Origin of the sequence: Pseudomonas sp. NEEL19, from assembly GCF_028751975.1 — a bacterium.
In the GTDB taxonomy this organism is placed as follows: domain Bacteria; phylum Pseudomonadota; class Gammaproteobacteria; order Pseudomonadales; family Pseudomonadaceae; genus Aquipseudomonas; species Aquipseudomonas juntendi.
In genome coordinates this window covers 1,735,940-1,761,018 of sequence record NZ_CP081491.1, presented here as the reverse complement: position 1 = coordinate 1,761,018, position 25,079 = coordinate 1,735,940, and the positions used below count along the sequence as shown (strand labels likewise).

At 63.5% G+C, this 25,079-nt stretch carries 26 protein-coding genes; all 26 read right to left on the bottom strand.

Going from position 1 to position 25,079, the window contains the following annotated elements:
* Nucleotides 1-10: 10 nt before the first annotated feature.
* Nucleotides 11-799 (bottom strand): protein phosphatase CheZ, encoded by a 789-nt coding sequence (locus K4A76_RS08060; protein WP_009683229.1) that lies wholly within the window; start codon nt 797-799, stop codon nt 11-13.
* A 20-nt stretch (nt 800-819) separates the two neighbouring features.
* On the bottom strand, nt 820-1,194 hold the full coding sequence (locus tag K4A76_RS08055; protein WP_166524971.1) for a chemotaxis response regulator CheY: 375 nt from the start codon (nt 1,192-1,194) through the stop codon (nt 820-822).
* A gap of 116 nt (nt 1,195-1,310) precedes the next feature.
* Complete coding sequence (gene fliA / locus K4A76_RS08050; RefSeq protein ID WP_009683227.1) at nt 1,311-2,051, bottom strand: RNA polymerase sigma factor FliA; 741 nt, start codon at nt 2,049-2,051, stop codon at nt 1,311-1,313.
* Nucleotides 2,048-2,890, bottom strand: a complete 843-nt coding sequence (gene fleN / locus K4A76_RS08045) for a flagellar synthesis regulator FleN (protein ID WP_172828404.1) — start codon at nt 2,888-2,890, stop codon at nt 2,048-2,050. Before fleN ends, fliA begins: the two co-directional genes overlap by 4 nt.
* Nucleotides 2,891-2,974: 84 nt before the next feature.
* The gene (flhF, locus tag K4A76_RS08040) at nt 2,975-4,282 is read right to left on the bottom strand and encodes a flagellar biosynthesis protein FlhF (protein WP_054911375.1); all 1,308 of its coding nucleotides are present in this window, start codon (nt 4,280-4,282) and stop codon (nt 2,975-2,977) included.
* An 11-nt stretch (nt 4,283-4,293) separates the two neighbouring features.
* A complete protein-coding gene (gene flhA / locus K4A76_RS08035; protein WP_054881281.1) occupies nt 4,294-6,423 on the bottom strand; it encodes a flagellar biosynthesis protein FlhA in 2,130 nt (709 codons plus the stop codon).
* A gap of 328 nt (nt 6,424-6,751) precedes the next feature.
* The gene (gene flhB / locus K4A76_RS08030) at nt 6,752-7,894 is read right to left on the bottom strand and encodes a flagellar biosynthesis protein FlhB (RefSeq protein WP_274411898.1); all 1,143 of its coding nucleotides are present in this window, start codon (nt 7,892-7,894) and stop codon (nt 6,752-6,754) included.
* Between the two features lie 2 nt (nt 7,895-7,896).
* A complete protein-coding gene (gene fliR / locus K4A76_RS08025; protein ID WP_274411897.1) occupies nt 7,897-8,673 on the bottom strand; it encodes a flagellar biosynthetic protein FliR in 777 nt (258 codons plus the stop codon).
* A 7-nt stretch (nt 8,674-8,680) separates the two neighbouring features.
* Nucleotides 8,681-8,950 (bottom strand): flagellar biosynthesis protein FliQ, encoded by a 270-nt coding sequence (fliQ, locus tag K4A76_RS08020; RefSeq protein ID WP_274411896.1) that lies wholly within the window; start codon nt 8,948-8,950, stop codon nt 8,681-8,683.
* A 21-nt stretch (nt 8,951-8,971) separates the two neighbouring features.
* Nucleotides 8,972-9,739 (bottom strand): flagellar type III secretion system pore protein FliP, encoded by a 768-nt coding sequence (gene fliP, locus K4A76_RS08015; protein WP_054881279.1) that lies wholly within the window; start codon nt 9,737-9,739, stop codon nt 8,972-8,974.
* Nucleotides 9,739-10,185 (bottom strand): flagellar biosynthetic protein FliO, encoded by a 447-nt coding sequence (fliO, locus tag K4A76_RS08010; RefSeq protein ID WP_212623514.1) that lies wholly within the window; start codon nt 10,183-10,185, stop codon nt 9,739-9,741. The genes fliP and fliO overlap by 1 nt, the downstream gene beginning before the upstream one ends.
* Complete coding sequence (gene fliN / locus K4A76_RS08005) at nt 10,186-10,653, bottom strand: flagellar motor switch protein FliN (protein ID WP_029885654.1); 468 nt, start codon at nt 10,651-10,653, stop codon at nt 10,186-10,188.
* Between the two features lie 47 nt (nt 10,654-10,700).
* The gene (fliM, locus tag K4A76_RS08000) at nt 10,701-11,669 is read right to left on the bottom strand and encodes a flagellar motor switch protein FliM (RefSeq protein WP_009683214.1); all 969 of its coding nucleotides are present in this window, start codon (nt 11,667-11,669) and stop codon (nt 10,701-10,703) included.
* Between the two features lie 9 nt (nt 11,670-11,678).
* The gene (gene fliL, locus K4A76_RS07995) at nt 11,679-12,176 is read right to left on the bottom strand and encodes a flagellar basal body-associated protein FliL (RefSeq protein ID WP_054911378.1); all 498 of its coding nucleotides are present in this window, start codon (nt 12,174-12,176) and stop codon (nt 11,679-11,681) included.
* Between the two features lie 208 nt (nt 12,177-12,384).
* Nucleotides 12,385-13,644, bottom strand: a complete 1,260-nt coding sequence (locus K4A76_RS07990; RefSeq protein WP_274411895.1) for a flagellar hook-length control protein FliK — start codon at nt 13,642-13,644, stop codon at nt 12,385-12,387.
* A gap of 70 nt (nt 13,645-13,714) precedes the next feature.
* Nucleotides 13,715-14,062, bottom strand: coding sequence for an Hpt domain-containing protein (locus K4A76_RS07985; protein WP_274411894.1), 348 nt, complete (start codon nt 14,060-14,062; stop codon nt 13,715-13,717).
* 47 nt (nt 14,063-14,109) lie between these two features.
* Nucleotides 14,110-15,801, bottom strand: a complete 1,692-nt coding sequence (locus tag K4A76_RS07980) for an ATP-binding SpoIIE family protein phosphatase (protein ID WP_274411893.1) — start codon at nt 15,799-15,801, stop codon at nt 14,110-14,112.
* An 8-nt stretch (nt 15,802-15,809) separates the two neighbouring features.
* Nucleotides 15,810-16,112 (bottom strand): STAS domain-containing protein, encoded by a 303-nt coding sequence (locus tag K4A76_RS07975; RefSeq protein WP_054911382.1) that lies wholly within the window; start codon nt 16,110-16,112, stop codon nt 15,810-15,812.
* Between the two features lie 113 nt (nt 16,113-16,225).
* Nucleotides 16,226-16,678 carry a flagellar export protein FliJ gene (gene fliJ / locus K4A76_RS07970; RefSeq protein WP_274411892.1) on the bottom strand — a complete coding sequence of 151 codons (453 nt, stop codon included), beginning with the start codon at nt 16,676-16,678 and terminating at the stop codon, nt 16,226-16,228.
* 6 nt (nt 16,679-16,684) lie between these two features.
* Nucleotides 16,685-18,040 (bottom strand): flagellar protein export ATPase FliI, encoded by a 1,356-nt coding sequence (gene fliI, locus K4A76_RS07965; protein ID WP_182336548.1) that lies wholly within the window; start codon nt 18,038-18,040, stop codon nt 16,685-16,687.
* Nucleotides 18,030-18,818 (bottom strand): flagellar assembly protein FliH, encoded by a 789-nt coding sequence (gene fliH, locus K4A76_RS07960; protein ID WP_274411891.1) that lies wholly within the window; start codon nt 18,816-18,818, stop codon nt 18,030-18,032. The genes fliI and fliH overlap by 11 nt, the downstream gene beginning before the upstream one ends.
* Nucleotides 18,819-18,979: 161 nt before the next feature.
* Complete coding sequence (fliG, locus tag K4A76_RS07955) at nt 18,980-19,999, bottom strand: flagellar motor switch protein FliG (protein WP_003254434.1); 1,020 nt, start codon at nt 19,997-19,999, stop codon at nt 18,980-18,982.
* Nucleotides 19,992-21,770 carry a flagellar basal-body MS-ring/collar protein FliF gene (gene fliF / locus K4A76_RS07950; RefSeq protein ID WP_274411890.1) on the bottom strand — a complete coding sequence of 593 codons (1,779 nt, stop codon included), beginning with the start codon at nt 21,768-21,770 and terminating at the stop codon, nt 19,992-19,994. Before fliF ends, fliG begins: the two co-directional genes overlap by 8 nt.
* Nucleotides 21,771-21,785: 15 nt before the next feature.
* Complete coding sequence (gene fliE / locus K4A76_RS07945) at nt 21,786-22,118, bottom strand: flagellar hook-basal body complex protein FliE (RefSeq protein ID WP_003254438.1); 333 nt, start codon at nt 22,116-22,118, stop codon at nt 21,786-21,788.
* Nucleotides 22,119-22,341: 223 nt separating this feature from the next.
* Nucleotides 22,342-23,697 (bottom strand): sigma-54-dependent transcriptional regulator, encoded by a 1,356-nt coding sequence (locus K4A76_RS07940; RefSeq protein ID WP_274411889.1) that lies wholly within the window; start codon nt 23,695-23,697, stop codon nt 22,342-22,344.
* Complete coding sequence (locus K4A76_RS07935) at nt 23,697-24,914, bottom strand: sensor histidine kinase (protein ID WP_274411888.1); 1,218 nt, start codon at nt 24,912-24,914, stop codon at nt 23,697-23,699. The genes K4A76_RS07940 and K4A76_RS07935 overlap by 1 nt, the downstream gene beginning before the upstream one ends.
* Between the last annotated feature and the right edge of the window lie 165 nt (nt 24,915-25,079).

Sequence of the window (25,079 nt, the reverse complement as noted above, 5' to 3'; positions counted from 1 at the left end):
AAGGTGCTCCTTAAAAACCCAGGCTGGACAGCAGATCATCGACGTCGTCCTGGCCGGACACGACGTCTTCACGCTTATCGGCATGAATCTGCGGACCTTCACCCCGAGTCGGATGTTTTTCTCGATCTTTTTCTGCGCGCAATTGATCGTGGTCATGCTGAATGCCCGCAAAGCGGTCGACCTGACTGGCCATCAGCACCAACTTGAGCAGGTTGCTTTCCACTTCGGTCACCAGGTTGGTGACGCGCTTGATCACCTGCCCGGTCAGGTCCTGATAGTCCTGGGCCAGCAGAATGTCATTGAGGTGGCCGGCGACCTTGCGGTTGCCTTCGGCGCTGTGCGTGAGGAAACTGTCGACCCGCTTGACCAGGTCGCGAAATTCTTCCGCCGCCACTTCGCGGCGCATGAAGCGCTGCCAGTCGGTGCTCAGGGCCTTCGCCTCGCTGGCCAGGTCGTTGAGCACCGGTGTGCTTGCCTCGACCAGGTCCATGGTGCGGTTGGCCGCGCCTTCCGTGAGCTTGACCACATAGGACAGGCGCTCGGTGGCATCGGTAATCTGCGACACCTCTTCGGCCTGCGGTATGGTCGGGTCGATCTGGAAACTGACGATGGCACTGTGCAGCTCGCGGGTCAGCTTGCCGACTTCCTGGTACAGGCCGCGGTCGCGGGTCTGGTTCAGCTCGTGAATCAGCTGCACCGCCTCGCCGAAACGGCCCCGCTCCAGGCTTTCGACCAACTCCTGGGCATGTTTCTTCAGGGTCGATTCGAACTCGCCCAAAGAGTTATGTGATGAATCCATGGCGCGCCCCCTGACGTGACTCAGCCGTTGACGCGTTCGAAGATCTTCTCGATCTTTTCTTTGAGCACCTGTGCCGTGAACGGCTTGACCACGTAACCATTGACGCCGGCCTGGGCCGCTTCAATGATCTGGTCGCGCTTGGCTTCGGCAGTCACCATCAGCACGGGCATGGTTTTCAGCCGGTCGTGGGCACGCACCTTGCGCAGCAGGTCGATGCCGGACATGCCAGGCATGTTCCAGTCGGTCACCAGGAAGTCGTAATGGCCGTTTTCCAGCATCGGCAGCGCCGTGGTGCCGTCGTCGGCCTCATCGGTGTTGGTGAAGCCCAGGTCACGCAACAGGTTCTTGATGATCCGCCGCATCGTCGAAAAGTCGTCAACGATGAGGATTTTCATGTCTTTGTTCAAGTAGACCTCCAAGCAGTCTCAAACGCGCTCGGCCCCGAGCGCGCATTCAATCAATTCGGTACAACGTGGAAAACCGCGTGGAAACAGCCGCAACCCCGGCAGGCTCAGCGCGCCCGCCATTCCCCCAGGCGGCTACGCAGACGCGCGGCACACTGGCTGTGCAACTGGCTGACCCGCGACTCGCTGACCCCCAGCACCTCACCGATCTCCTTGAGGTTGAGCTCTTCGTCGTAGTACAGCGCCAGCACCAGGCGTTCACGCTCGGGCAAGTTGGCGATGGCCTCGGTCAGGGCTAGCTGGAAGCGCTCCTCCTCGAGGCCCCGGGCAGGTTCGACCTGGCCGCTGGCGCCGTCTTCATGCAGCCCTTCGTGCTCACCGTCCTGCAGCAGGTCATCGAAGCTGAACAAACGGCTGCCCAAGGTATCGTTGAGGATCGCGTAGTAATCGTCGAGGCTCAATTGGAGTTCGGCAGCAACTTCATGATCTTTAGCGTCACGGCCGGTTCTGGCCTCCACGGCGCGCATCGCGTCGCTGACCATACGGGTGTTGCGGTGCACCGAACGGGGTGCCCAGTCGCCTTTGCGCACTTCGTCGAGCATGGCGCCGCGGATACGAATGCCGGCATAGGTTTCGAAGCTGGCGCCCTTGCTGGCGTCGTACTTGTTGGCCACTTCCAGCAAGCCGATCATGCCGGCCTGGATCAGGTCCTCGACCTGCACGTTGGCCGGCAAGCGCGCCAACAGGTGGTAGGCGATGCGCTTGACCAGGGGGGCGTAGCGTTCGATCAACTCGTACTGGGCGTCTTTCGCCGCCCGGCTGTACATCTTGAACCCGCTGGCGTTCATAGCACCGGTCCCGCGCTGGTCGGCTGCACCAGGCGCTCGACGAAGAACTCCAGGTGGCCACGTGGGTTGGCCGGCAGCGGCCAGCTGTCGACCTTCTGGGCAATCGCCTTGAAGGCCAGCGCGCACTTGGAGCGTGGGAAGGCTTCGTAAACGGCACGCTGCTTCTGCACCGCCTTGCGCACGCACTCGTCGTAGGGCACGGCGCCTACGTACTGCAGGGCGACATCCAGGAAACGGTCGGTAACCTTGGTCAGCTTGGCAAACAGGTTGCGCCCTTCCTGAGGGCTCTGGGCCATGTTGGCCAGCACGCGGAAGCGGTTCATGCCGTAGTCACGGTTGAGCAGCTTGATCAGCGCGTAGGCATCGGTGATCGAGGTCGGCTCGTCGCACACCACCAGCAGCACTTCCTGGGCGGCACGGACAAAGCTGACGACCGACTCACCGATACCCGCAGCGGTATCGATGACCAGTACATCGAGGTTGTCGCCGACTTCGCTGAACGCCTGGATCAGCCCGGCATGCTGGGCCGGCGCCAGGTGGACCATGCTCTGCGTACCGGAGGCAGCCGGTACGATGCGCACACCACCAGGGCCCTGCAATATCACGTCACGCAGCTCGCAGCGCCCTTCGATGACATCGGCAAGGGTCCGTTTGGGCGTCAGGCCCAGCAACACGTCGACATTGGCCAGGCCCAGGTCGGCATCCAGCAACATGACCCTGCGGCCGAGTTCGGCCAACGCCAGGGACAGGTTCACTGAAACGTTAGTCTTGCCGACGCCACCTTTGCCACCGGTCACGGCGATCACCTGTACGGGATGCATGCTACCCATGTTTGTAATTTACCTTGTATCGCTGGGACCCAGGCCACACGTAGGGCAATTCTGCGTACCCCTTGGCATAGCTACTTTGCACACGTTTCATACTCAACCCGCTCGCCGTGGGTTGTGGTAGAGATCAGCGAACATGTCGGCCATTGCCTCTTCGCTGGGCTCCTCCTGCTGCTGCACATTGACCGCGCGGGACACCAGCTGGTGCCCCCGCGGCAGGTGCAGGTCGTCAGGAATGCGCGGGCCGTCGGTAAGATAGGCCACAGGCAAATCATGACTGATGGCAAGGCTCAGCACATCGCCAAGGCTTGCCGTTTCATCGAGCTTGGTCAGGATGCAGCCGGCCAAGCCACAGCGCTTGTAGCTGTGGTAGGCGGCGGTCAGCACCTGCTTCTGGCTGGTGGTGGCCAGTACCAGGTAATTCTTGGCGGCGATGCCACGGCCGGCCAGGGTTTCCAGCTGCATGCGCAGGGCCGGGTCGCTGGCCTGCAGGCCGGCGGTGTCGATCAGCACCACACGCTTGCGCAGCAGCGGCTCCAGCGCTGCCGCCAGCGACTGGCCTGGGTCGACATAGGTGACTGGGACATTGAGGATGCGCCCAAGGGTCTTGAGCTGCTCCTGGGCACCGATGCGGAAGCTGTCCATGCTCACCAGCGCCATGTTCTGCGCGCCGTACTTGAGCACGTAGCGCGCCGCCAGCTTGGCCAGGGTGGTGGTCTTGCCCATGCCGGCCGGGCCGACCATGGCGATCACACCGCCTTCTTCGATCGGCTCTACCTCGGGAATTTCGATCATGCGCGCCAAGTGCGCCAGCAACATGCGCCAGGCATGGCGTGGCTCTTCGATTTCGGCGGTCAGCTCCAGCAACTCGCGGGCAATCGGCCCGGACAGGCCAATGCGCTGCAGGCGCCGCCAGATGTTGGCCTGTTGTGGCTTGCTGCCCTGCAGCTGGGTCCAGGCCAGCGAGCCGAGCTGCACTTCCAGCAGTTCGCGCAGGCCCGACAGTTCGGAGCGCATGGCATCGAACAGGCGCGGGTCAACGGGCGCCGGCGCCGTGGCGGCCGCCGCCTGTGGGGCCTCGACATGGGGCTCGACCAGCGGCTCGGCAGCGGTCAGCGACTGCCCGGCGAACAATTGGCGGTTGTTATCGCTGCTGTCCTGGCGGTGGCCCAGCTCGGCCTGGGCCGTGGCAATGCGCGTGTGGGTCTTGCGCAGCTCTTCTTCCAGCTCGGCATTGGGCACACGCGGGGCCAGGGCGGACAGCTTGTAGTCCAGCGCGGCCGTCAGCTCGACACCACCGGCAATGCGACGGTTGCCAATGATCGCGGCATCGGCGCCCAGCTCATCACGGACCAGTTTCATGGCCTGACGCATATCGGCGGCGAAAAATCGCTTAACTTGCATTATCCACTACCTCAGCCGTTAGGGCCCACGGTGGCAACGATGGTGACTTGCTTGTTGTCCGGTATTTCCTGATACGCCAGCACATGCAAATTCGGTACAGCCAGGCGACCGAAACGCGACAGCATGGCGCGGATCGGGCCGGCGACCAGCAGAATGGCCGGCTGGCCCTGCATTTCCTGGCGCTGGGCCGCTTCGATCAGCGAACGTTGCAGCTTTTCGGCCATGCTCGGTTCCAGAAGAACACCGTCTTCCTGGCCTTGCCCGGCGCGTTGCAGACTATTGAGCAAAATCTGTTCCAACCTTGGCTCCAGGGTGATCACCGGGAGCTCCGACTCAACGCCGACAATGCTTTGCACGATGGCGCGACACAATCCGACGCGCACCGCCGCAACCAGCGCGGCGGTATCTTGACTCTTGCCAGCGTTGTTCGCGATTGCTTCGGCAATACTGCGAATATCGCGCACGGGTACCTGTTCCGACAACAGGGCCTGCAAGACCTTGAGCAGCCCCGACAAGGAAATGACACCCGGCACCAGTTCTTCTGCAAGTTTAGGCGAAGCCTTGGCCAACACCTGCAACAGTTGCTGGACCTCTTCGTGGCCAATCAGTTCATGGCAGTGCTTCTGCAGGATCTGGTTGAGGTGGGTGGCCACTACCGTACTGGCATCGACCACGGTGTAGCCCAGCGACTGCGCCTGCGAGCGCTGGCCCACGTCGATCCACACCGCCTCCAGGCCAAACGCCGGGTCACGTGCGGCAATGCCGTTGAGGGTGCCGAACACCTGCCCCGGGTTGATCGCCAGCTCGCGGTCCGGGTAGATCTCGGCCTCCGCCAGGATCACCCCCATCAGCGTCAGGCGATAGGCGCTGGGTTGCAGGTCGAGGTTGTCGCGGATATGCACCGTGGGCATGAGGAAGCCCAGGTCCTGCGAGAGCTTCTTGCGCACGCCCTTGATTCGCGCCAGCAACTGACCACCCTGGTTGCGGTCCACCAGGGGGATCAGCCGGTAGCCGACTTCCAGGCCGATCATATCGATCGGTGTCACATCGTCCCAGCCCAGCTCCTTGGTTTCCAGCGCCCGCTGCGGCGAAGGCAGCAGGTCTTGCTGGCGCTGCGCCTCCTGCAAGGCCTGGGCCTTGGCCTTCTGTTGTTTCTTCCATACGAGATAAGCCCCGCCACCGGCCAGCAGACCCAGGCCGATGAAGGCGACGTGCGGCATGCCCGGCACCAGCCCCATGACAATCATCAACCCCGCCGACACCGCCAACGCCTTGGGCGAGTCGAACATCTGCCGGTTGATCAGTTTGCCCATGTCCTCCGAGCCCGAGGCGCGGGTGACCATGATCGCCGCAGCGGTCGACAACAGCAGTGATGGCAATTGCGCCACCAAACCGTCACCGATGGTCAGCAGGGCGTACACCTTGCCGGCATCGCCGAAGCTCATGCCATGCTGCAGCATGCCGATCAGCATGCCACCGATCAGGTTGATGAACAGGATCAGCAAGCCGGCGATGGCGTCACCGCGCACGAACTTGCTGGCACCGTCCATCGAACCGTAGAACTCGGCCTCCTGGGCCACCTCGGCACGACGGTGCTTGGCCTGGGCCTGGTCGATGAGGCCAGCATTGAGGTCGGCGTCAATCGCCATCTGCTTGCCGGGCATGGCGTCGAGGGTGAAGCGCGCGCTCACTTCCGAGATACGCCCGGCGCCCTTGGTCACCACCACGAAGTTGATGATCATGAGGATGGCGAAGACCACCGCACCGACCACGTAGTTACCGCCGATCACCACCTCGCCGAAGGCCTGGATCACCTTGCCGGCGGCGCCGTGGCCTTCCTGGCCGTGCAGCATGACCACCCGGGTGGAGGCCACGTTCAGCGCCAGGCGCAGCAGCGTGGCCACCAGCAGGATGGTGGGGAATGCAGCGAAGTCGAGCGGGCGCAGGGCGTAGACGCAGACCAGCAGCACCACGATCGACAAGGCGATGTTGAAGGTGAAGAACACGTCGAGCAGGAACGGTGGTATCGGCAACATCATCATTGCCAACATCACCAGCAACAGCAGCGGTACACCCAGGTTGCCCCGGCCGAGCCCGGCCAGGTTATGACGGGCGTTGCTGATTAACTGAGTGCGATCCACCGCGAGTCCTCTTGATGCAAAACTTTGACGCCCAAGGGGCATCTGCGGCTGGCATTGCAAGAAGCCTTCCAACTTTGCGCGACAGGAGATTTATGTTGTGGGTCGGCCTGCGGGAGCGGGCTTGCCCGCGAAAGGGCCAAAAGCCCTCGCACAAGCAACTGTCTTTCTCAAAATTTGAAAAGCCTGCGCGATTCATTGTGGGAGCGGGCGTGCCCGCGAAGCAGGCGACGCGGCGTCTGGCACCGGCTACGCCAGTGTTCGCGGGCACGCCCGCTCCCACAGGTGGAACGGTGAATGACAGCTTCTAATCCCCTCTCAAGACAAAAGGTCAACTGTCGCGGCGCAGGTCTGGCGGGATCGGCAGGTCATCCTTCAACGGCTCAGGGCGCTTGCCCTTGCCCGCACGGTACTGGCGGATCTGGAACACATAGGCCAGCACCTGCGCCACAGCCAGGTACAGGCCGGCGGGGATTTCCTGCTCGATCTCGGTCGAGTAATAGATCGCCCGCGCAAGCGCCGGCGATTCCAGGATCTGAACCTTATGCTCCACGCCAATTTCGCGAATCTTCAAGGCAATGAAATCCGTGCCCTTGGCCAACAGCAACGGCGCCACCCCACCCTTCTCCGGGTCATACTGCAAGGCCACCGCATAGTGGGTCGGGTTGGTGATGATCACGTCGGCATCGGGTACCGCGGCCATCATGCGCCGCTGGGAGGCCTCTCGCTGCAGCTGACGAATGCGCTGCTTGACCTCAGGCTTGCCTTCGCTGTCCTTGTATTCGTCCTTGACTTCCTGTTTGGTCATTTTCAGCTTCTGGTGCGCCTGGTACAGCTGAAACGGAACGTCCGCCGCAGCAATCAGCAGCAACCCAGCCGACATCCACAAGGCACTCCAGCCCACCACTTGCAGGCTGTGAATGATCGCCTGCTCCAGCGGCTCGTTGGCGATGGCCAGCAGCGCCTGGCGATCATTGGACAGTACCACCACTGCGACCACCAGAATCACGAAGAACTTGGCCAACGCCTTGAGCAGCTCGGTCAAGGCATTGACCGAGAACATGCGCTTGATGCCAGACAAGGGATTCATGCGGCTGAACTTCGGCTGCAGCAAGCTTCCGGAAAACAGGAAACCACCCAACGCGATAGGCCCGACGAAGGCAACCACGAATAACAGCACTAGGATTGGCTGCACCGCCCAGATAGCCATCTTGCCCGACGCCAGCAAAAAAGCCGCCATGGACCGCTCGTCGACGATCATGTCGCGGGTCAGGCTGAAGTTCATGTGCATGATGGCCAACAAGGTTTCAGCCAAGTAGCCGCCAAATGCCAGCAAGCCCCCGGCACCCGCCAGCGTCACCGCCACCGTATTGAGCTCTTTGGAGCGCGCGATCTCGCCCTTCTCGCGAGCAGTGCGCTTGCGCTTGTCCGTGGGCTCTTCTGTCTTGTCCTGGCCGCTTTCGCTTTCTGCCATGCTCAACGCGCCCTTGCCAGTTCACGCAGCCATTGCAGCGCTTCGCTAGCCAATGCCTGATAGTGGGAGAGGATATCGGCCAGGCCAATCCAGAAAACCACCATGCCCATGACCAGGGTCAGCGGAAAACCGATGGAGAAAATGTTCAGCTGCGGCGCGGCACGGGTCATCACCCCAAAGGCAATGTTCACCACCAGCAACGCCGCGATCACCGGCAAAATCAACAGCAAGCCGGCACCGAACACCCAACCCATGCGCCCAGCCAGCGCCCAGAAGTGGTTGACCACCAACGCATTGCCCACCGGCAACGTGGTAAAGCTTTCCGTCAATACCTCGAACACCACCAAATGGCCGTTCATCAGCAGAAAAAGCACGCTCACCAACATGGTCATGAACTGGCTGATCACCGTCACGTTGACGCCGTTGGCGGGGTCGACCATGGAGGCGAAGGCCATGCCCATCTGCACCGCAACGATCTGCCCGGCAATCACGAACGCCTGGAACAGCAACTGCAACGCCAGGCCGAACAACGTCCCGACGATGATCTGTTCGGCGCACAACAGCAGGCCGCGCAGGCTCAGCGGGTCGAATTCAGGCAGCGGTGGCAATGCCGGCACGATGACCACGGTAATGGCCACGGCCACGTACAGGCGCACCCGCGCCGGCAGCATGCGGGTACCGAAGATCGGCATGGTCATCAACACCGCCGTCACCCTGAACAACGGCAGGATGAAGGTGGCGACCCAGGTGCCGATCTGCGTATCGGTCAGCTCCAGCATCCGCGCATCAACCTATGAGCTGCGGAATGTTGGTGTAGAGCGTGGTGATGTACTCCATGAACTTCTGCGCCAGCCACGGCCCGGCAACGATCAGCGTGATCAGCATCACCAGCAGGCGCGGCAGAAAGCTCAGGGTCTGTTCGTTGATCTGCGTGGCGGCCTGGAACATCGCCACCACCAGGCCGACCAACAGGCTTGGCACCACCAGCACGGCCACCATCAGGGTGGTCAGCCACAGGGCATCACGGAACAGGTCGACAGCGACTTCAGGTGTCATCGGCGGCTCTCCTTGACGGCGTCAGACGCCGCCGAAACTGCTGGCCAGGGTGCCCATGATCAGCGCCCAGCCATCGACCAGCACGAACAGCATGATCTTGAACGGCAGCGAAATGATCAGCGGCGACAGCATCATCATACCCATCGCCATCAGCACACTGGCCACCACCATGTCGATGATCAGGAACGGGATGAAAATCATGAAGCCGATCTGGAACGCCGTTTTCAGCTCGGAGGTGACGAACGCAGGCACCAGGATGGTCAGCGGCACTTGATCGGGCCCGGCAATGTCGGTGCGCTTGGACAAGCGCATGAACAGGTCCAGGTCGCTTTGCCGGGTTTGCGCGAGCATGAAGTCCTTGAGCGGGCCCTGGGCCTTGTCGATGGCCTGCTGAGCGGTCATCTGTTCTTTCAGGTAAGGCTGCAAGGCATCCTGGTTCACCCGGTCGAACACCGGGGCCATGATGAACATCGTCAGGAACAGCGCCATGCCGGTCAGCAGCTGGTTCGACGGTGTCTGCTGCAAGCCCAGGGCCTGGCGCAGGATCGAGAACACGATGATGATACGGGTGAAGCTGGTCATGAGGATGACGAACGCCGGAATGAAGCTCAGCGCCGTCATGATCAGCAGGATTTGCAGGCTGACCGAATATTCCTGCTGCCCGTCCGCGGTATTGGACAGGGTAATGGCCGGAATCGACAACGGGTCGGCGGCCAACGCCAACGGCGCGGCCAGCAACAGCGCCACTGTCAACAACGGCCCCAACAACCTACGCAGCGCGCCGCTCATCACCTGTTGTCCTTAGGGTTCTTGCCCATCAACTCCATCAACCGCTGGGCAAACTCCGGCGTCGCCTGGCGAGCGTTTTCCGGCACCTGCACCGGCTCTGCCAGCACATGCAATGCCTCGATGCTGCCCGGGGTATGGCCTATCAAAATCTGCTCCTTGCCCACCTGCACCAGCAACAGGCGGTCGCGCGGGCCGATGGCGCGGCTGCCGACGATCTCGATCACCTGCCCACCCTTCACCGCCGTGCTCTGCAAACGCCGCAGCAGCCAGGCCAGGAAGAAAATCAGGCCGACCACCAGCAGCAGGCCGAAGACCATTTGCGCCAGTTGTCCGCCCAGGCTGCCAGGCGCCGCTGCCGGCGTGGCCGTGGGGGTGGCCGCTGCCAGGCAGGCGTGGCTGCCCAACAACGCCGCAAGTGCCGCGATGGTGCGTATCGTGGCCTTCACTCAGCGCAGCTTCTTGATGCGTTCGCTGGGGCTGATCACGTCGGTCAGGCGAATGCCGAACTTCTCGTTGACCACCACCACTTCGCCATGGGCGATCAGCGTACCGTTGACCAGCACGTCCAGTGGCTCGCCGGCCAGGCGGTCAAGCTCGATGACCGAACCCTGGTTGAGCTGCAGCAGGTTGCGGATGTTGATCTCGGTGCTGCCCACTTCCATGGAGATGTTCACCGGGATATCCAGGATCACATCCAGGTTCGGGCCTTCGAGGCTGACATTTTCGTTCGGCTTGGGCGAGCTGGCGAACTCTTCCATTGGCAGGCGGCCCGGGCCGCTGTGGCTGCCGGTGTCACCGCCCAGCAGCGCATCGATGTCCGCCTGGCCGGCAGCACCGGTCTCTTCCAGCGCGGCGGCCCACTCATCGGCCAAGGCCTGATCTTCTGGGGAGGTGATCTCGTTTTCGTTAGCCATGGTTTCCTCGACAGGCATTCAATTCGTTAGGGGCGACCGGCACGCCGTCAGCGGCGTTCGATCGGGTCGATGATCTGCAGCGCCAGGTTGCCCTTGTGCGAGCCCAGCCGCGCCTTGAATGCCGGCACGCCATTGGCGCGCAACACCAGGTGCTCGGGCAATTCCACCGGTATCACATCGCCAGGCTGCATATGCAGGATGTCGCGCAGCTTCAACTGGCGCCGGGCCACGGTGGCAGTCATCGGCACGGCAACATCCAGCACGTCTTCGCGCAGGGCCTTGACCCAACGCTCGTCCTGGTCGTCCAGGTCGGACTGGAAACCGGCATCGAGCATTTCGCGCACCGGCTCGATCATAGAATACGGCATGGTCACGTGCAGGTCACCGCCACCACCGTCCAGCTCGATATGGAAGGTGGACACCACCACTGCCTCGCTCGGGCCGACGATGTTGGCCATGGCCGGGTTGACCTCGGAGTTCATGTACTCGAAAGACACCGGCATGATGGCCTGCCAGGCTTCCTTCAGGTCGACGAAGCACTGGTCCAGCACCATGCGTACCACGCGCAGCTCGGTGGGGGTGAACTCACGGCCCTCGATCTTGGCGTGGCGGCCATCGCCGCCGAAGAAATTGTCCACCAGCTTGAACACCAGCTTGGCGTCGAGAATGAACAGCGAAGTGCCGCGCAATGGCTTGATCTTGACCAGGTTCAGGCTGGTCGGCACATACAGCGAGTGCACGTACTCGCCGAACTTCATCACCTGCACGCCACCCACGGCCACGTCGGCCGAGCGGCGCAGCAGGTTGAACATGCTGATGCGGGTGTAACGGGCGAAACGCTCGTTGATCATTTCCAGGGTCGGCATGCGACCGCGCACGATACGGTCCTGACTGGTCAGGTCGTAGCTTTTGATACTGCCGGGCTCCGCGGCGGTCTCGGTCTGCACCAGCCCGTCGTCGACGCCGTGCAACAGGGCATCGATTTCATCCTGGGACAGCAGGTCCTGTACGGCCATGGCGGACTCCTACTGCAATACGAAATTGGTGAACAGCAGCTGGTCGATGACCGGCTTGCCAAGTTCCTTCTGCGCCACTTCCTGGACCACGGCAGTCGCTTTCTGGCGCAGCATTTCCTGGCCGACCGGGCTGCCGGCGAGGGCGTCGAAGCCCTGCCCGGAGAACATCATCACCAGGTTGTTGCGGATGACCGGCATGTGCACCTTGAGCGCATCCAGGTCTGCCTGGTTGCGCGCCTGCATGGTGATGCTCACCTGCATGTAGCGCTGGCGCCCGTTCTGGTTGAAGTTGACCACGAAGGCCGGGGTCAGCGCCTGGTAGATCGCTGCTGGCTTGACGTTGCTGGCTGCCGCCTCGGCGGCCGGCGCCGGTTCGCTCTTGTGCATGATGAACCAGGTAGCGCCCACCGAAAGGCCGATCGCCAGCAACAAGCCGACGACAGCCATGATGATCAGCTTGAGTTTGCCTTTTGTGGCGGGGTCTTTGACTGCTTCGCTCTTCGCCATGCCAATAATCCGTCGTCCATCGGGGGTTCAAAGGAGGATGGCTTGGCCTGAGCAAGTGTTATGCCAGCTTATTCAGAAGTTCGGTTTCAGCAGGATCTGCGGTGCTGTCTTATTCGCGGGCATGCCCGCTCCCACAGGTACTGCACAGGTTGCAAACCCCTGTGGGAGCGGGCGAGCCCACGAACAGGCCGGAACAGGCAACCCGGCATCAGGCGTAGTAATCGACCGCACTGTCGCCGACAACCACCTGCTGCTCCACAGGCCGGGCGCTCTCGACAACCTCGCCCCCACCCTGCCCGGCCCGCCGCGCTGCCACGCCGGACAGGTTGCTGTCCTGTGCCTGGCCCTGTTGCTGCTGCCCCCGCGACTGATCGGCGACGTTGACGTCGGGCTGCGCCAGCCCCTGCTGGGCGAACAGCTCGCGCAGGCGGTGCACCTGGCTGTCCAGGGCATCACGCACGCCCGCGTGGCCGCTGATGAACGTGATCTGGGTAGCCTGGTCCGCCGCCACATTGACGCGAATGTCCAGGCGGCCCAGCTCGGCCGGCTCCAGCTGGATATCCGCCGACTTGAGATTCTGGCTGGACAAGTACATGACCCGGTTGACCAGGCCCTCGGCCCACGCATTCTGGTTCATCGGCAAGGGCTGGTGCAGCGGGCTGGCACTGGCCGGCACCGCGTTGGCGGTCTTGGCCGTGGCTGCCTGGGTCAGGCTGGCCAGGCGATTGGCGAAGTCGTCGATACGGGTGTCGCTGGCAGCGCTCTTGGTGTCTTTCAGGCCATCTTCGAGCAAGGCACCGAACGCCCCGTCACCGGACTCGGTAGCGTCGCCCTCGCTTTGCTCGACCAGAGTCGTCAAGCTATTGACGGCAGCGCGGCCGTCATCGCCCTGGGCCTGAGCCGGATCAAGGGCATGTGCGGAAGCACTGCCTTTGGCCTGGGCGCTGTGCTCCAGCGCCAGGCGCAGGGTTGGCAGGTTGGCCAAGGGGTCGGCGTCAGGGTCGAAGGCTTCTTCGGTGGGTTCTGCCGGCACTGCGGTGGCCAGTTGGGCTTGCGCCGTGGCGGCTTGCAACACGGGCGTCACCGCCTCGGCCTGGGCCTGGATCAACTGCCCGCCGGGCTGGCCATCGGTGACCTGCCCGGCCACCAGGCTGGCGTCCGTTAGCCCGGTATCGGCCTGGGCGGTATCGTCATCTGGCAATTTGTTGCCGTCATCGGCAACCGCTGCCTTGCTGCCCGGGTCTTTCTTGCCGCCAACAGCCGCTTCCGGCTTGTCCTTGGGCCTGGCCTGGGCAACCTTGTCATCGGTCCCAGCCGGCGGGTTGCGCCGCTGCCGGGCCATGACCTGGTCGAAGCCGTCGCCCTTGTCGCCCAACGCCTGCACGGGTTTGTCTGCCTGCAGGGCAGTTGAACGCGCGCTACTGGCGGGGGCATTGGCTTGCAACAAAGGGTTGGGTGCGACAGGCATCGAGCGGTCTCCGCGCCAGAACGTGAGTATCTTCCTGGCAGGGAAAAGCAAGACTCGCGCCAACTAGCCGTCAGCCTGCAGAAATGCGAGCTTTCTCTGCGCGATAAAAGCGCTCTACCTCCTTGTACTCCAGGTCAATGCGGCTGATCAGGTCCTCGATGCCGTACAGCGGCGGCCGCTGCGCTCGCTCTTCAAGCTGCTGGCACAGGCTGGCCAAAACCATCGCGCCCATATTGCTGCTGCTGCCTTTGAAGCTATGCGCAGCCGCCCTGAGTTCGGGGGCACTTTTGGCCGCTTGCAGTTGCCCCACGCGGCGCTCCGAGTCCTCGAGAAATGTCTCCACCAACTTGAGATAGCCATCCTCCATGACCTCACGCAGGTCGTTGAGGACCCGGTGATCGATATGCATGTCCGTCACTTGCTCACTCCCTGATCAAGCAGATTATGCCCAAGCCCGCCCGGGGCTCACCATTCGAATTCCACCTGCGCACACCGCCCACCCTCTGCCCAGCGCGCATTACCGGCCAGCTGCCGCACCAGGTTCAGGCCACGCCCACTCAGGCCGTGGTCCGGCACAGCCCGTGCCAGTACGCTCGGCACATCGAAACCAGCGCCGCTGTCGCTGACTTCGATACTCAGACGCCCACCCTGGCCACGCGGTTCAACCCTGAAACGGATGCTTACACAACCTTCAGCCAGCGATGCCAGGCGCCGCGCCCGTTCTTGATAATAGTCGGCAAAGCCCTGCACATCGCATTTGAGCTGCGAATCCAGACCGAGCACGCCATGCTCCAGCGCATTGGAATACAACTCGCTGAGCACGCTGTGCAGGTGGCCAGTGCGCGCTCGCAAGCCGGGTATTTCCTGCAACAACTGCACCATGTAGGGCACCGGGTTGAAACTTTTGAGGCTGGCACCCCGCACCTCGAACGCCAACGACCAGTCCTGCGGGCTTGACCGGCCGCTGTCAGCGTAGACCACCGGCATCGGTGGCCGCTCTTTGGCACCGAACATGCGGATATCGCACAGGCTGATATCGTCGCGCGGGTGCCCTCCAAAACGCTCCAGGGCCAACAGCAGCTCGTCGAACAAGCAGGCCGGGTCACGATTGGCGTTCAGCACCTCGCGCAGGCGCCGCTCGCCGAACAGGCGCTCCTGCTCGTCGGCAGTTTCCAGCACCCCGTCCGACAGCAGGAACAGGCGCTCCCCTGGCACCAGCGGCAACATCTCTGTGCTGGCATCGAAGCGTTCGGCCGCCAGAATACCCAGCGGCAGGTGCCGAGACTGCAGCACCGACAACACCTGGCCATCCAGCGAGAGGTGGTAGACGTCAGGCATGCCGCCATTCCATACCTCTACTGCGCCACACTGCATGCTCAGATTCAGCAGCACCGCGCAGCAGAACATGTCGACCGGCAGAATACGCTTGAGCTTGGCGTTCATCTCGCGCAGGACCTCGGCCATGCCGTAGCCCTTGGCGGTCATGCCGTAGAACACCTCCGCCAGCGGCATGGCACCCACCGCAGCCGGCAAGCCGTGGCCGGTAAAATCACCCAGCAGTACACGCATGTCGCCGGCCGGCGTGAAGGCCGCCAGCATCAGGTCACCATTGAACAAGGCGTAGGGTGATTGCAGGTAGCGGATGTTCGGCGCCGCCAGGCAGCCGGCATGCGCCACCTTGTCGAACACGGCCTTGGCCACCCGCTGTTCGTTGAGCAAGTGGTGGTGGTGCCGGGCGATTTGGTCGCGCTGCGCCAGCACGGTACCCTGCAACCGACGCAGGCGGTCCATGGCGCGGATCTTGGCTGCCAGTATTACCGCGCTGTAGGGCTTGGCCATGAAGTCATCGCCGCCCGCTTCCAGGCAACGCACCAGGGCCTCCTCCTCGTTCAGCGAGGTGAGGAAAATGATCGGCACCAGCGCCTCGCCGGCCAGGGCCTTGATCTGCCGCGCCGCCTCGAAGCCGTCCATGACCGGCATCAGCGCATCCAGCAGCACCAACTGCGGGCGCCGCTCGACGAACAGCGCCACGGCCTGCTCACCATTTTCCGCAGTGACAACCTCGTGCCCCTGGCGGCGCACGATCTGCGCCAGCAACAGACGGTCGGCGGCACCGTCCTCGGCAACCAGTACGGTCAATGCCTGTTCGGCCGGCATGTCGGCGCTCAGCTGATCTTGAAGAGTTTTTCGAAATTGGAGATGGCGAGAATCTTGCGCACATCGGAGCTGGGATTCATCACTTCCACCTCGACCGTTTCGCCCGCATGGTCGCGCAGCAGCAACAGCATGCCCAGGGCCGAACTGTCGAGGTGGGTCGTGTCTTTCAGATCAACAACCACGCGATCGTGCCCACCTGGTTGGCGCTCATAAGCGCCGCGAAATGCCTGAAGCATGCTGAAATCGAAGCGTCCTTTGATCTTGATCGTCAGCGTTTTCCCGGCCTGCGTGAAATCAGTTTCTACTGCCATGCGAGCGTTCCTTCGATGATGGCGGGTACAGCTTGTTGAAGGTTTAGCAGGCGATGGCACGGGCGGCAAGAACACGGCGCCCACAGGCCGCTCCACAACGCGACGCTACGGATTCAGAACTGATCTTGCCGCGGCAGGCGCTGGGACAACTCGTCCAGCAGGCGCTGCTCACGCTTGTCCTCGGCGCGGCGGGCCTCGTCCAGGTAACGCTGCACCAGCTTGCGCAGCCCCTCCACCCGGGCGTAGGCCTGCTGCCACGCGCCACGGGCATTGTCGAGGTTGTTCTGGTGCCAGACCAGGCTCTGCCGCTGCTGAGTCATCGCCGTTTCCAACTGGCCAAGGAAGCGCTGGTAGTTCACCAGCCAGTTGCCATTGACCCCCTGCCCACCGCGGTTGATCCACTGCTGCTGGTAGTCTTCGCGAAACCGCTCCAGTTCGGCCAGCTTGGCCTGGGCGACGGCAACTTGCTGCTGGAAATGGCCCAGCCGCTGGGCGGCCTTGCGCTCGGCCTCTTCGGCCATGTCCACCACCGGCGCCAGGCGCGCGGCGCGCCCAGGGAGGGCCATGGCCTATCAGCCGGCCGGGGGCGTGAAGATCGCCCCCAGCTCTTCACGGCTCTGCGCCATACTCACGTTTTCACGCAGGCCCTGGCGCAAGAAGCCCACCAGCTTCGACTGCAGGGCAATCGCCAGGTCAGTCTCCGGATCGCCGCCCGCCACATAAGCACCCACGCTGATCAGGTCGCGGCTTTGCGACAAGCGCGACCACAGCTGCTTGAATTTCTGCGCCTGGCGCAAGTGGTCGGCATCCACCACCTGCGGCATCACCCGGCTGATCGAGGCTTCGATATCGATGGCCGGGTAATGGCCTTCCTCCGCGAGGCGCCGCGACAGCACGAAGTGCCCGTCAAGCACACCACGCGCCGAATCCGCGATGGGGTCTTGCTGATCGTCACCTTCGGACAGCACGGTATAGAACGCGGTGATCGAGCCACCGCCCGGCAAGCCATTACCCGCCCGCTCCACCAGCTTGGGCAGCTTGGCAAACACCGACGGCGGATAACCCCGCGTGGCCGGCGGCTCGCCAATGGCCAGGGCAATTTCCCGCTGGGCCTGGGCAAAACGGGTCAGCGAATCCATCAGCAACAGCACATTCTTGCCTTTATCGCGGAAGTACTCGGCAATGCGCGTGCAGTACATGGCGGCGCGCAGGCGCATCAGGGGGGCATCGTCGGCCGGCGAGGCGACCACCACGGAGCGCTTGAGCCCCTCCTCACCGAGAATGTGCTCGATGAATTCCTTGACCTCGCGGCCCCGCTCGCCAATCAGGCCGACCACGATGATTTCCGCTTCGGTGAAGCGGGTCATCATGCCCAGCAATACCGATTTACCCACGCCAGTACCGGCAAACAGGCCCAGGCGCTGACCCCGGCCGACGGTCAGCAGGCCGTTGATGCTGCGAATACCCACATCCAGCGGTTTGCTGATCGGGTCGCGGTTGAGCGGGTTGATCACCGGGCCGTCCATCGGCACCCAATCCTCGGCTTTCATTCCGCCCTTGCCATCCAGCGCGCGGCCCGCACCGTCCAGTACCCGGCCGAGCATGCTCATGCCCATGGGCAGGCGGCCGCCGTCATCCAGCGGCACCACGCGTGCGCCCGGGGCAATGCCGACAATGCTGCCCACCGGCATGAGGAACACCTTGGACCCGGCAAAGCCCATGACCTCGGCCTCGACCTGCACCGGGTGATAACTGTCGTCGTTGATCACCAGGCAGCGGCTACCAACGGCGGCACGCAGACCTTCGGCCTCCAGGGTAAGGCCGACCATGCGCAGCAGGCGGCCTTCGACGATGGGCTGGGCGGGCAGCGCAATGGCCTCGGCGTAACTGCCCAGGCGCTTGCTGAAACTGGTGCGTTCAAGGCGCATCAGGGTTGTCCACGGCAGGCTCGACCGGCGCATCCAGGTCTATCGCCAGATCGGGTTGAGCCGGGTGCAGGGAATGGTCGTGCAACTGGTCGAACAACTGCGCCACGGCCTTTTCGGTACGCGTTTCCATGCTCGCGTCGATGCGGCTGTGCGCGGTTTCGATGCGGCAACCACCCGGTAACAAGGCGCTGTCTTCCAATAGCCGCCAGTTTTCCTCGTGCCGTTCGCGCAGGGCCTTGGCCAGCTCGAAATCCTGCGGGTTGAGGTGAATACGAATGTTGTCCGCGCCCATGGGCAGCAGCTTGAGTGCCTCGCGCAACACCTGGGTGATCTGGCTGGAGTCGGTGCGCAGCTCACGGCCGATCACCTGGCGGGTCATGTGCGCGACCAGATGCACCAGCTGCTTTTCGATCTGTGTGTCTTGCTCGGCAATCGGCGCCATCAGGTTGCTCATCAGCCGCTCAAGGCTGTCGAGCTTGGCCTTGAGCGCCTCTTCGGCCTCCTGACGCACCTTCAGCTGGGTGCTATGGAAGCCCTCGCGCTCACCGGTGGCGAAGCCCTCGTTGTAGGCTTCCTGGCGTATGGCTTCGAGCTCTTCCAGGGTCAGTGGCTGGACTTCTTCCAGCGGCACTTCCTCGATTTCGTCCTCGACCACCTCGGGTTCTGGCTCAGGCTGGGGCTCGGGTTGCGGGTCAAAACTGGGCAACGCCCATACATCCACACCCTCGAGGTCGCGGGCACGGATCAGGTCGCTGGGGTGGTGTTCTTTGGTGGGCATGCTGTCATGTTCTCAAACCATGTTCAGCCGACACACCCCTTGTAGGAGCGGGTTTACCCGCGAATGCGTCGGCAGCGACAACCTCGATCTCCAAGGCCGACGTCTTCGCGGGTAAACCCGCTCCTACAAAGGAAAGCGTCGGCCACTGGGTCGCGTACGAATCAGATCATTTCCTCGGCGCCTTTGCCGCCAAGCACGATCTCGCCGGCTTCGGCCATGCGCCGGGCAATGGTGAGGATTTCCTTTTGCGCCGTTTCCACATCGCTGACCCGCACCGGGCCCTTGGCCTCCAGGTCGTCGCGCAGCAACTCCGAGGCACGCTTGGACATGTTCTTGAAGATCTTGTCCTTGACGCGCTCGTCGGCACCCTTGAGCGATACCACCAGCACGTCAGACGACACCTCGCGCAGCAGCGCCTGGATACCGCGGTCGTCGACATCGGCCAGGTTGTTGAAGACGAACATCAGGTCTTCGATCTGCTCCGACAGGTCGCTGTCGATTTCGCGGATCGCGTCCATCAACGCGCCTTCCACGGAGCTGTCGAGGAAGTTCATGATGTCGGCGGCGCGCTTGATGCCACCCAGGGTGGTGCGCGCGGCGTTGGAGTTGCCCGAGAACTGCTTCTCCAGAATCTGGTTCAATTCCTTCAAGGCCGCTGGCTGCACAGTGTTGAGCGACGACACGCGCAGCACGATGTCCAGGCGCACCTTGTGGTCGAAGTTGCTCAGTACCTCGCCGGCCTGGTCGGGGTCGAGGTAGGCGACCACGATGGCCTGGATCTGCGGGTGCTCGTAGCGGATCACATCGGCCACGGCGCGCGGCTCCATCCACTTCAGGCTGTCCAGGCCACTGGTGTTGCCACCCAGCAGGATGCGGTCGACCAGGCCGTTGGCCTTGTCCTCGCCCAGCGCCTGGTTGAGCATCTTGCGGATATAGGCATCGGAGCCCACGCCCAGGCTGGTCTGGTCGCCGACAATGTCGACGAACTCGCTCATCACCTGCTCGACCTGGTCACGGTGCACATTGCCCATCTGCGCCATGGCCACACCTACCCGCTGTACCTCCTTGGGGCCCATGTGCCGGAGCACCTGCGCCGCATCGGTTTCACCCAGCGAGAGCAACAGGATCGCCGCCTTGTCCACGCGGCTCAGCTTGGCGGTAACGGCTCGGTTATCACTCATCGGCGTTGATCCACTCTTTCACGACCTGGGCAACACGGCCCGGGTCTTCGGCCACCAGGCCTTTGATTGCGTTGAGCTGTGCCTCGTAACCCTCGCTTGGGCTAGGCAGCAGAATGCTTGTCGGGCCACCCAAGCTGACGCGGTCGTTGGCCAGTTCGCCATCCAGACCCATCATGCCGCCCAGCTCCATGTCGCTATCCGGGGCAGCTTGCTTGCCGCCCCCTGTAATGTTGTTCAACACCGGCCGCAGTACACCGAATACCAGCACCAGGATGAACACTACGCCCAACACCTGCTTGACGATATCCCAGAACCACGGCTGCTGGTAAAAGGCGATGTCGGCAATTTCCTCGCCACGGTCGGCCGCGAACGGCACGTTGATCACCGTCACGCTGTCGCCACGGCTGGCATCGAAACCAACGGCGTCCTGCACCAGGCGGGTAAAGCGCGCCAGGTCTTCGCTACCCCACGGGGCACGGGTGGTGTCACCAGTCGCCGGGTCGATCTTGACCTGGTCGTCGACCACCACGGCCACCGACAGACGGGTCATGCGCCCTTGCTGCTGGCGGGTGTGGCTGATCGAGCGGTCCAGCTCGAAGTTCTTCGTGCTTTGCTGACGCTTGTCCGACGGGTACGGCGCGAGCATCGGCTGGCCGGTGGCCGGGTCCATGATCTGCTGGCCATTGGCATCGACCAGCGGTTGCCCAGGCTGAATGGCCGCTGCCGGGGTGGCGGCGCCACCGGTGGTCTGCGGTGCCGTGGCCGCACCGGGCGGCTGGTTGCTCAGCGCCCCAGGCACGCCCTGCGGGCCTTGGCTGCTGGCACGTTGCTCATCAACCGACTGCTCACTGCGCAGCGCTGGTTGGTCGGGGTTGAACTGCTCGGAAGTGGACTCGACCGCGCTGAAGTCCAGGTCGGCGGACACTTCGGCCTTGTAGCGGTCGTTGCCCAGCACCGGCTGCAAAATGTTGTGCACACGCTGGGTGAGCATGCTTTCCACCCGGCGGCTGTAGTCGAACTGCTTGCCAGCCTGGGTCAGCGCAGAATCCTGGATCTGCTCGGACAGCAGGTTGCCCTTCTGGTCCACCACGGTGACCTGTGACTTGTCCAGCTCCGGCACGCTGGTGGCGACCAGGTTGACGATAGCCATCACCTGCCCGGGTTCCAAGGCGCGGCCTGGGTACAACTCGACCAGTACCGAAGCGCTGGGCTTGCGTTCGTCGCGCACGAACACCGAGCTTTTCGGAATGGCCAGGTGAACGCGGGCGGCCTTGACGTTGTTCAGGCTCGACACGGTGCGCGCCAGCTCGCCTTCCAGGCTGCGGCGGTAGCGGGTAGCCTCCATGAACTGGCTGGTGCCCAGGCCCTGCTCCTTGTCGAGCAGTTCGAAGCCCACGTTGCCGTCGCTTGGTGCCACGCCCGCCGCGGCCAGTTTCAGGCGTGCACGGGCGAGGTCATCGGACTTGACCAGCAAGGCGCCAGAATTGGGTTCGACGTTGTACGGAATGTCGGCCGCAGCCAGGGTGTCCATGACCTGCTTGGTGTCCATGCCCGACAAGCTGCCGTACAGCGGACGGTAATCGGGTTGCTGCGACCACAGCACCACGGCAAAGCCGATCGCCACGCTGGCCGCCAGGCCGACCATGAGGCCGACCTGCCGCAGCATGGGCATCTGCGCGATGTTTTCCAGAAACGCCATGCCGAACAGCGGCGGCTTGGTCGCTGGCGAACCAGCCTTGGCGGGGGCGTTATCGACGACTGCTTCAGCCATGGGTTACATCCGTCCTCAAACCGGCATCTGCATGATGTCCTGGTACGCCTGGACTAGCTTGTTGCGTACCTGGGTCATGGCCTGCATCGACACGCTGGCCTTCTGCGAAGCGATCATCACGTCGGTGAGGTCGACGCCGCTCTTGCCGATTTCGAAGGCGTTGGCCAACTGGGTCGAGGCTTGCTGGGTTTCATGCACCTTGCCAATGGCCTGGCCGAGCATGTCGGCAAAGGTGCTTTGACCTGGCGCCAGCTCGGGGGCAGCGGTGACCTTGGGCAGCGACATGGCGTCGGCCTGCATGGCGCGCATATCCAGCATCAGACGATTGAATTCAACACCTTGGCTCATGACCCTTCTCTCTCCTGCGGCCGCATTTTTTTGACACCCATGCAGCGAATAGCCTACGTAAAGCAACAAAGGTGCCAGCCTCTATCGTTCAGGCAACATCACACCCCTGTGGGAGCGGGCTTGCCCGCGAACACCGGCGCAGCCGGTGCCATGCAGCGCGTTGGATTCTTCGCGGGCGCGCCCGCTCCCACACAGGCCGCGTCGCGCGTGCGAACTGGGCCTGTCAGCCGAACAAGCTGGCCTCGACGTCAAACCCGGCATCGCGCATCTGCGCCAGTTTGTAGCGCAGGGTGCGCGGGCTGATGCCGAGCCGTTCGGCGGCTTCCTTGCGGCGGCCACGCTCGGCGCGCAGGGTATCGATGATCATCTGGTACTCGTGGCGGCGCATGTCATCCCCCAGGCCGCTGGCTTCAGCGGCGACCGCGGGTAATGGCTCATTGCCATCTGACAAGGGAATGGCGCCTGCCAGACAGAAATCCGCCACTTCGATCACCCCGCCCTGCTGCAGAATCAGCGCCCGCTGCAGGGCGTTGTCCAGTTCACGGACGTTGCCCGGCCAGGCGTAACCTTGCAAACAGGCCTGTGCCTGCGCCGACAAGCGCACCGGGGCATGCTTCATCTTCGCCACATGCCGCGCCAGCAGGCGCTCGGCCAGTTGCAAAATGTCGCCAGGGCGCTCGCGCAGCGGGCGCCAGGCCAGGGGGAAGACCGAAAGCCGGTAATACAGGTCTTCACGGAAACGCCCCGCGGCCACCTCGCCAGCCAGGTCGCGGTTGGTGGTGGCCAATACCCGAATATCGAGACTGACCGGCTTGCGCCCGCCTACCCGCTCTACCTCGCGCTCCTGCAGCACCCGCAACAGCTTGGCCTGCAGTGCCATGGGCATTTCCGAAATTTCGTCGAGCAGCAAGGTGCCGCCCTCGGCCTGCTCGAACTTGCCGGGCTGGGAGGCAATGGCACCGGTAAAGGCGCCCTTTTCGTGCCCGAACAAGGTGGCTTCGAGCATGTTGTCGGGGATCGCCGCGCAGTTGATCGCCACAAAGGGCTGGGCCGCCCGTGGGGATTGCTGGTGAATGTAGCGCGCCAGCACTTCCTTGCCGGTACCAGACTCACCGGAAATCAGCACGGTGGAATCGCTGCGCGCCACGCGCGCCGCCAGTTCCAGAAGCTGGCGGCTAGCCGGCTCGCAGGCCACCGGCCCCTCTTCGCCCGTGACCCGGCCGGCCGCATGCCGCTCGACCAGGCTGAGCAGCGCCTTGGGCTCGAACGGTTTGACCAGGTAATCGGCAGCCCCTTGGCGCATGGCCTCCACCGCACGCTCGACCGCTGCATGCGCGGTCATCAACAACACCGGCAACTGTGGTTGCTGGCGGCGCAACTGCGCGAGCAACTGGTGGCCATCCATGCCGGGCATGTTCACATCGCTCACCACCAGGCTGAAGGCGCCATCGTGCACGGCCTCCAGGGCTTCCTCGGCACTTCCGACTGCCTGGTAGGCAAAGCCGCCGATTGCCAGCGTGTCACCCAGGGCCTGGCGCAATACGCGGTCGTCCTCGACCAGCAGCACCTTGATCGCCATTACACACCCTCCGCCGACTGCCCGTCGATCAACGGCAGCTCGACCCGCACACAGGTGCCGCGACCGACCTTGGAGCGCAGGCTCAGGCTGCCCTGGTGCGCCCGCACCACCGCCTTGACCACCGCCAGCCCCAGGCCGGTGCCGGTGGCCTTGGTGGTCAGAAACGGCTCACCCAGGCGCGCCAACAAGCTGGCGTCGATGCCGCTGCCGGCATCACTCACGCACAGGTGCAGGGTGCGCTGGCGGCGGTACAGGTGCACTTTCAACTGCGCCGGGCCTTCGCTGGCCTGCAAGGCATTCTCGATCAGGTTGAGCAACGCCCCCACCAGGGTGTCCCGATTGCAGAGCAGCTCACCCAGATGGCTGTCGCACTGCCAGCGCACGGCGTGCCCCTGCACATGGGCCTGGGCGGCCTGCTGCAAGGCCTGGAACAGGGCCTTGGGGGTGAGCCGATCGCCCAGCGGCAGCTCGCCACGGGCGAATACCAGCATGTCGCGCACCTGGTGTTCCAGTTCGTGCAGGCGCTCTTTCAGGGTTGCGGCAAAGCGCTGGCGGGTTTCGGCATCCAGTGCGTGCGCGCTGTCGGCCAGATGGCTGGCGTAGAGCATGGCTGCCGACAAGGGGGTACGGATCTGATGTGCCAGCGAGGCGACCATGCGCCCCAGCGCCGACAGGCGCTCATGGCGCGCCAACTGGTCCTGCAGACGTCGGGTTTCAGTCAGGTCGTTGAGCAGCACCAACTGGCCAGGCTCGGCGTCCAGGGAACGGGTGGCGATGGACAGGCGCCGGCCATCGCGTAGCGAGACTTCATGGCCGTCGTCCTTGCGCGGTGCAAAGCTGCGGGCAATCACCTGGCGCCACAGCTGGCCGAGCAACGGTTCGCCGAGCAGTTGGCAGGCGGCCGGGTTGGCTTCACGCACAAGGCCTTGGCCATCGATCACGATCACCCCGCCAGGCAGCAGGTCCAGCAGGTTCTGCAGGCGGTTGGCCAGGCGTTCCTTTTCACTCAGTTCGTCGATGCGCTGGGCGCTGACTACCGCCAGTTCGCCCTTCAGCTCGCTGACCCGGGCTTCGAGCAGGCTGTAGGACTGGCTCAGCTGGCTGGACACCTGATTGAACAGGGCGAAGGTGTGCTCGATACCCTGGCGGCTGTCCTGCTCGACCGGGGTATGCCCCTGCTGACCGGGGGCTCGGGATAGTTTGGCGGCCTGGGGCATCGTGCTCTCTCGCGTGGCTGACCGTCATAAAAACGGTGTGGTGCCAGCGGTGTAGCAATAGCCGTGCCGGGGATAGGGTTTTGCTGCAACCTGTACCGGCCTCTTCGCGGGCTTGCCCGCTCCCACAGGTTCAGTGCATGGCTCGAATCCAGCGCTGGGCCTGTG

Excerpts from the sequence above, each read along its gene's own strand:
- fliI (WP_182336548.1), bottom strand. The coding sequence starts at position 18,040 with ATGCGCCTTGAACGCACCAGTTTCAGCAAGCGCCTGGGCAGTTACGCC.
- fliL (WP_054911378.1), bottom strand. The coding sequence starts at position 12,176 with ATGGCGAAGAGCGAAGCAGTCAAAGACCCCGCCACAAAAGGCAAACTC.
- fliM (WP_009683214.1), bottom strand. The coding sequence starts at position 11,669 with ATGGCCGTACAGGACCTGCTGTCCCAGGATGAAATCGATGCCCTGTTG.
- fliF (WP_274411890.1), bottom strand. The coding sequence starts at position 21,770 with ATGGCTGAAGCAGTCGTCGATAACGCCCCCGCCAAGGCTGGTTCGCCA.
- fliN (WP_029885654.1), bottom strand. The coding sequence starts at position 10,653 with ATGGCTAACGAAAACGAGATCACCTCCCCAGAAGATCAGGCCTTGGCC.
- fliH (WP_274411891.1), bottom strand. The coding sequence starts at position 18,818 with ATGCCCACCAAAGAACACCACCCCAGCGACCTGATCCGTGCCCGCGAC.
- fliP (WP_054881279.1), bottom strand. The coding sequence starts at position 9,739 with ATGAGCGGCGCGCTGCGTAGGTTGTTGGGGCCGTTGTTGACAGTGGCG.
- K4A76_RS07975 (WP_054911382.1), bottom strand. The coding sequence starts at position 16,112 with ATGGCAGTAGAAACTGATTTCACGCAGGCCGGGAAAACGCTGACGATC.
- K4A76_RS07935 (WP_274411888.1), bottom strand. The coding sequence starts at position 24,914 with ATGCCCCAGGCCGCCAAACTATCCCGAGCCCCCGGTCAGCAGGGGCAT.
- fliR (WP_274411897.1), bottom strand. The coding sequence starts at position 8,673 with ATGCTGGAGCTGACCGATACGCAGATCGGCACCTGGGTCGCCACCTTC.
- flhF (WP_054911375.1), bottom strand. The coding sequence starts at position 4,282 with ATGCAAGTTAAGCGATTTTTCGCCGCCGATATGCGTCAGGCCATGAAA.
- K4A76_RS08060 (WP_009683229.1), bottom strand. The coding sequence starts at position 799 with ATGGATTCATCACATAACTCTTTGGGCGAGTTCGAATCGACCCTGAAG.
- fliQ (WP_274411896.1), bottom strand. The coding sequence starts at position 8,950 with ATGACACCTGAAGTCGCTGTCGACCTGTTCCGTGATGCCCTGTGGCTG.
- K4A76_RS07980 (WP_274411893.1), bottom strand. The coding sequence starts at position 15,801 with ATGCCGGCCGAACAGGCATTGACCGTACTGGTTGCCGAGGACGGTGCC.
- K4A76_RS08055 (WP_166524971.1), bottom strand. The coding sequence starts at position 1,194 with ATGAAAATCCTCATCGTTGACGACTTTTCGACGATGCGGCGGATCATC.
- fliJ (WP_274411892.1), bottom strand. The coding sequence starts at position 16,678 with ATGGCCCTCCCTGGGCGCGCCGCGCGCCTGGCGCCGGTGGTGGACATG.
- fliG (WP_003254434.1), bottom strand. The coding sequence starts at position 19,999 with ATGAGTGATAACCGAGCCGTTACCGCCAAGCTGAGCCGCGTGGACAAG.
- flhB (WP_274411898.1), bottom strand. The coding sequence starts at position 7,894 with ATGGCAGAAAGCGAAAGCGGCCAGGACAAGACAGAAGAGCCCACGGAC.
- fliE (WP_003254438.1), bottom strand. The coding sequence starts at position 22,118 with ATGAGCCAAGGTGTTGAATTCAATCGTCTGATGCTGGATATGCGCGCC.
- fliA (WP_009683227.1), bottom strand. The coding sequence starts at position 2,051 with ATGAACGCCAGCGGGTTCAAGATGTACAGCCGGGCGGCGAAAGACGCC.
- K4A76_RS07990 (WP_274411895.1), bottom strand. The coding sequence starts at position 13,644 with ATGCCTGTCGCACCCAACCCTTTGTTGCAAGCCAATGCCCCCGCCAGT.
- K4A76_RS07940 (WP_274411889.1), bottom strand. The coding sequence starts at position 23,697 with ATGGCGATCAAGGTGCTGCTGGTCGAGGACGACCGCGTATTGCGCCAG.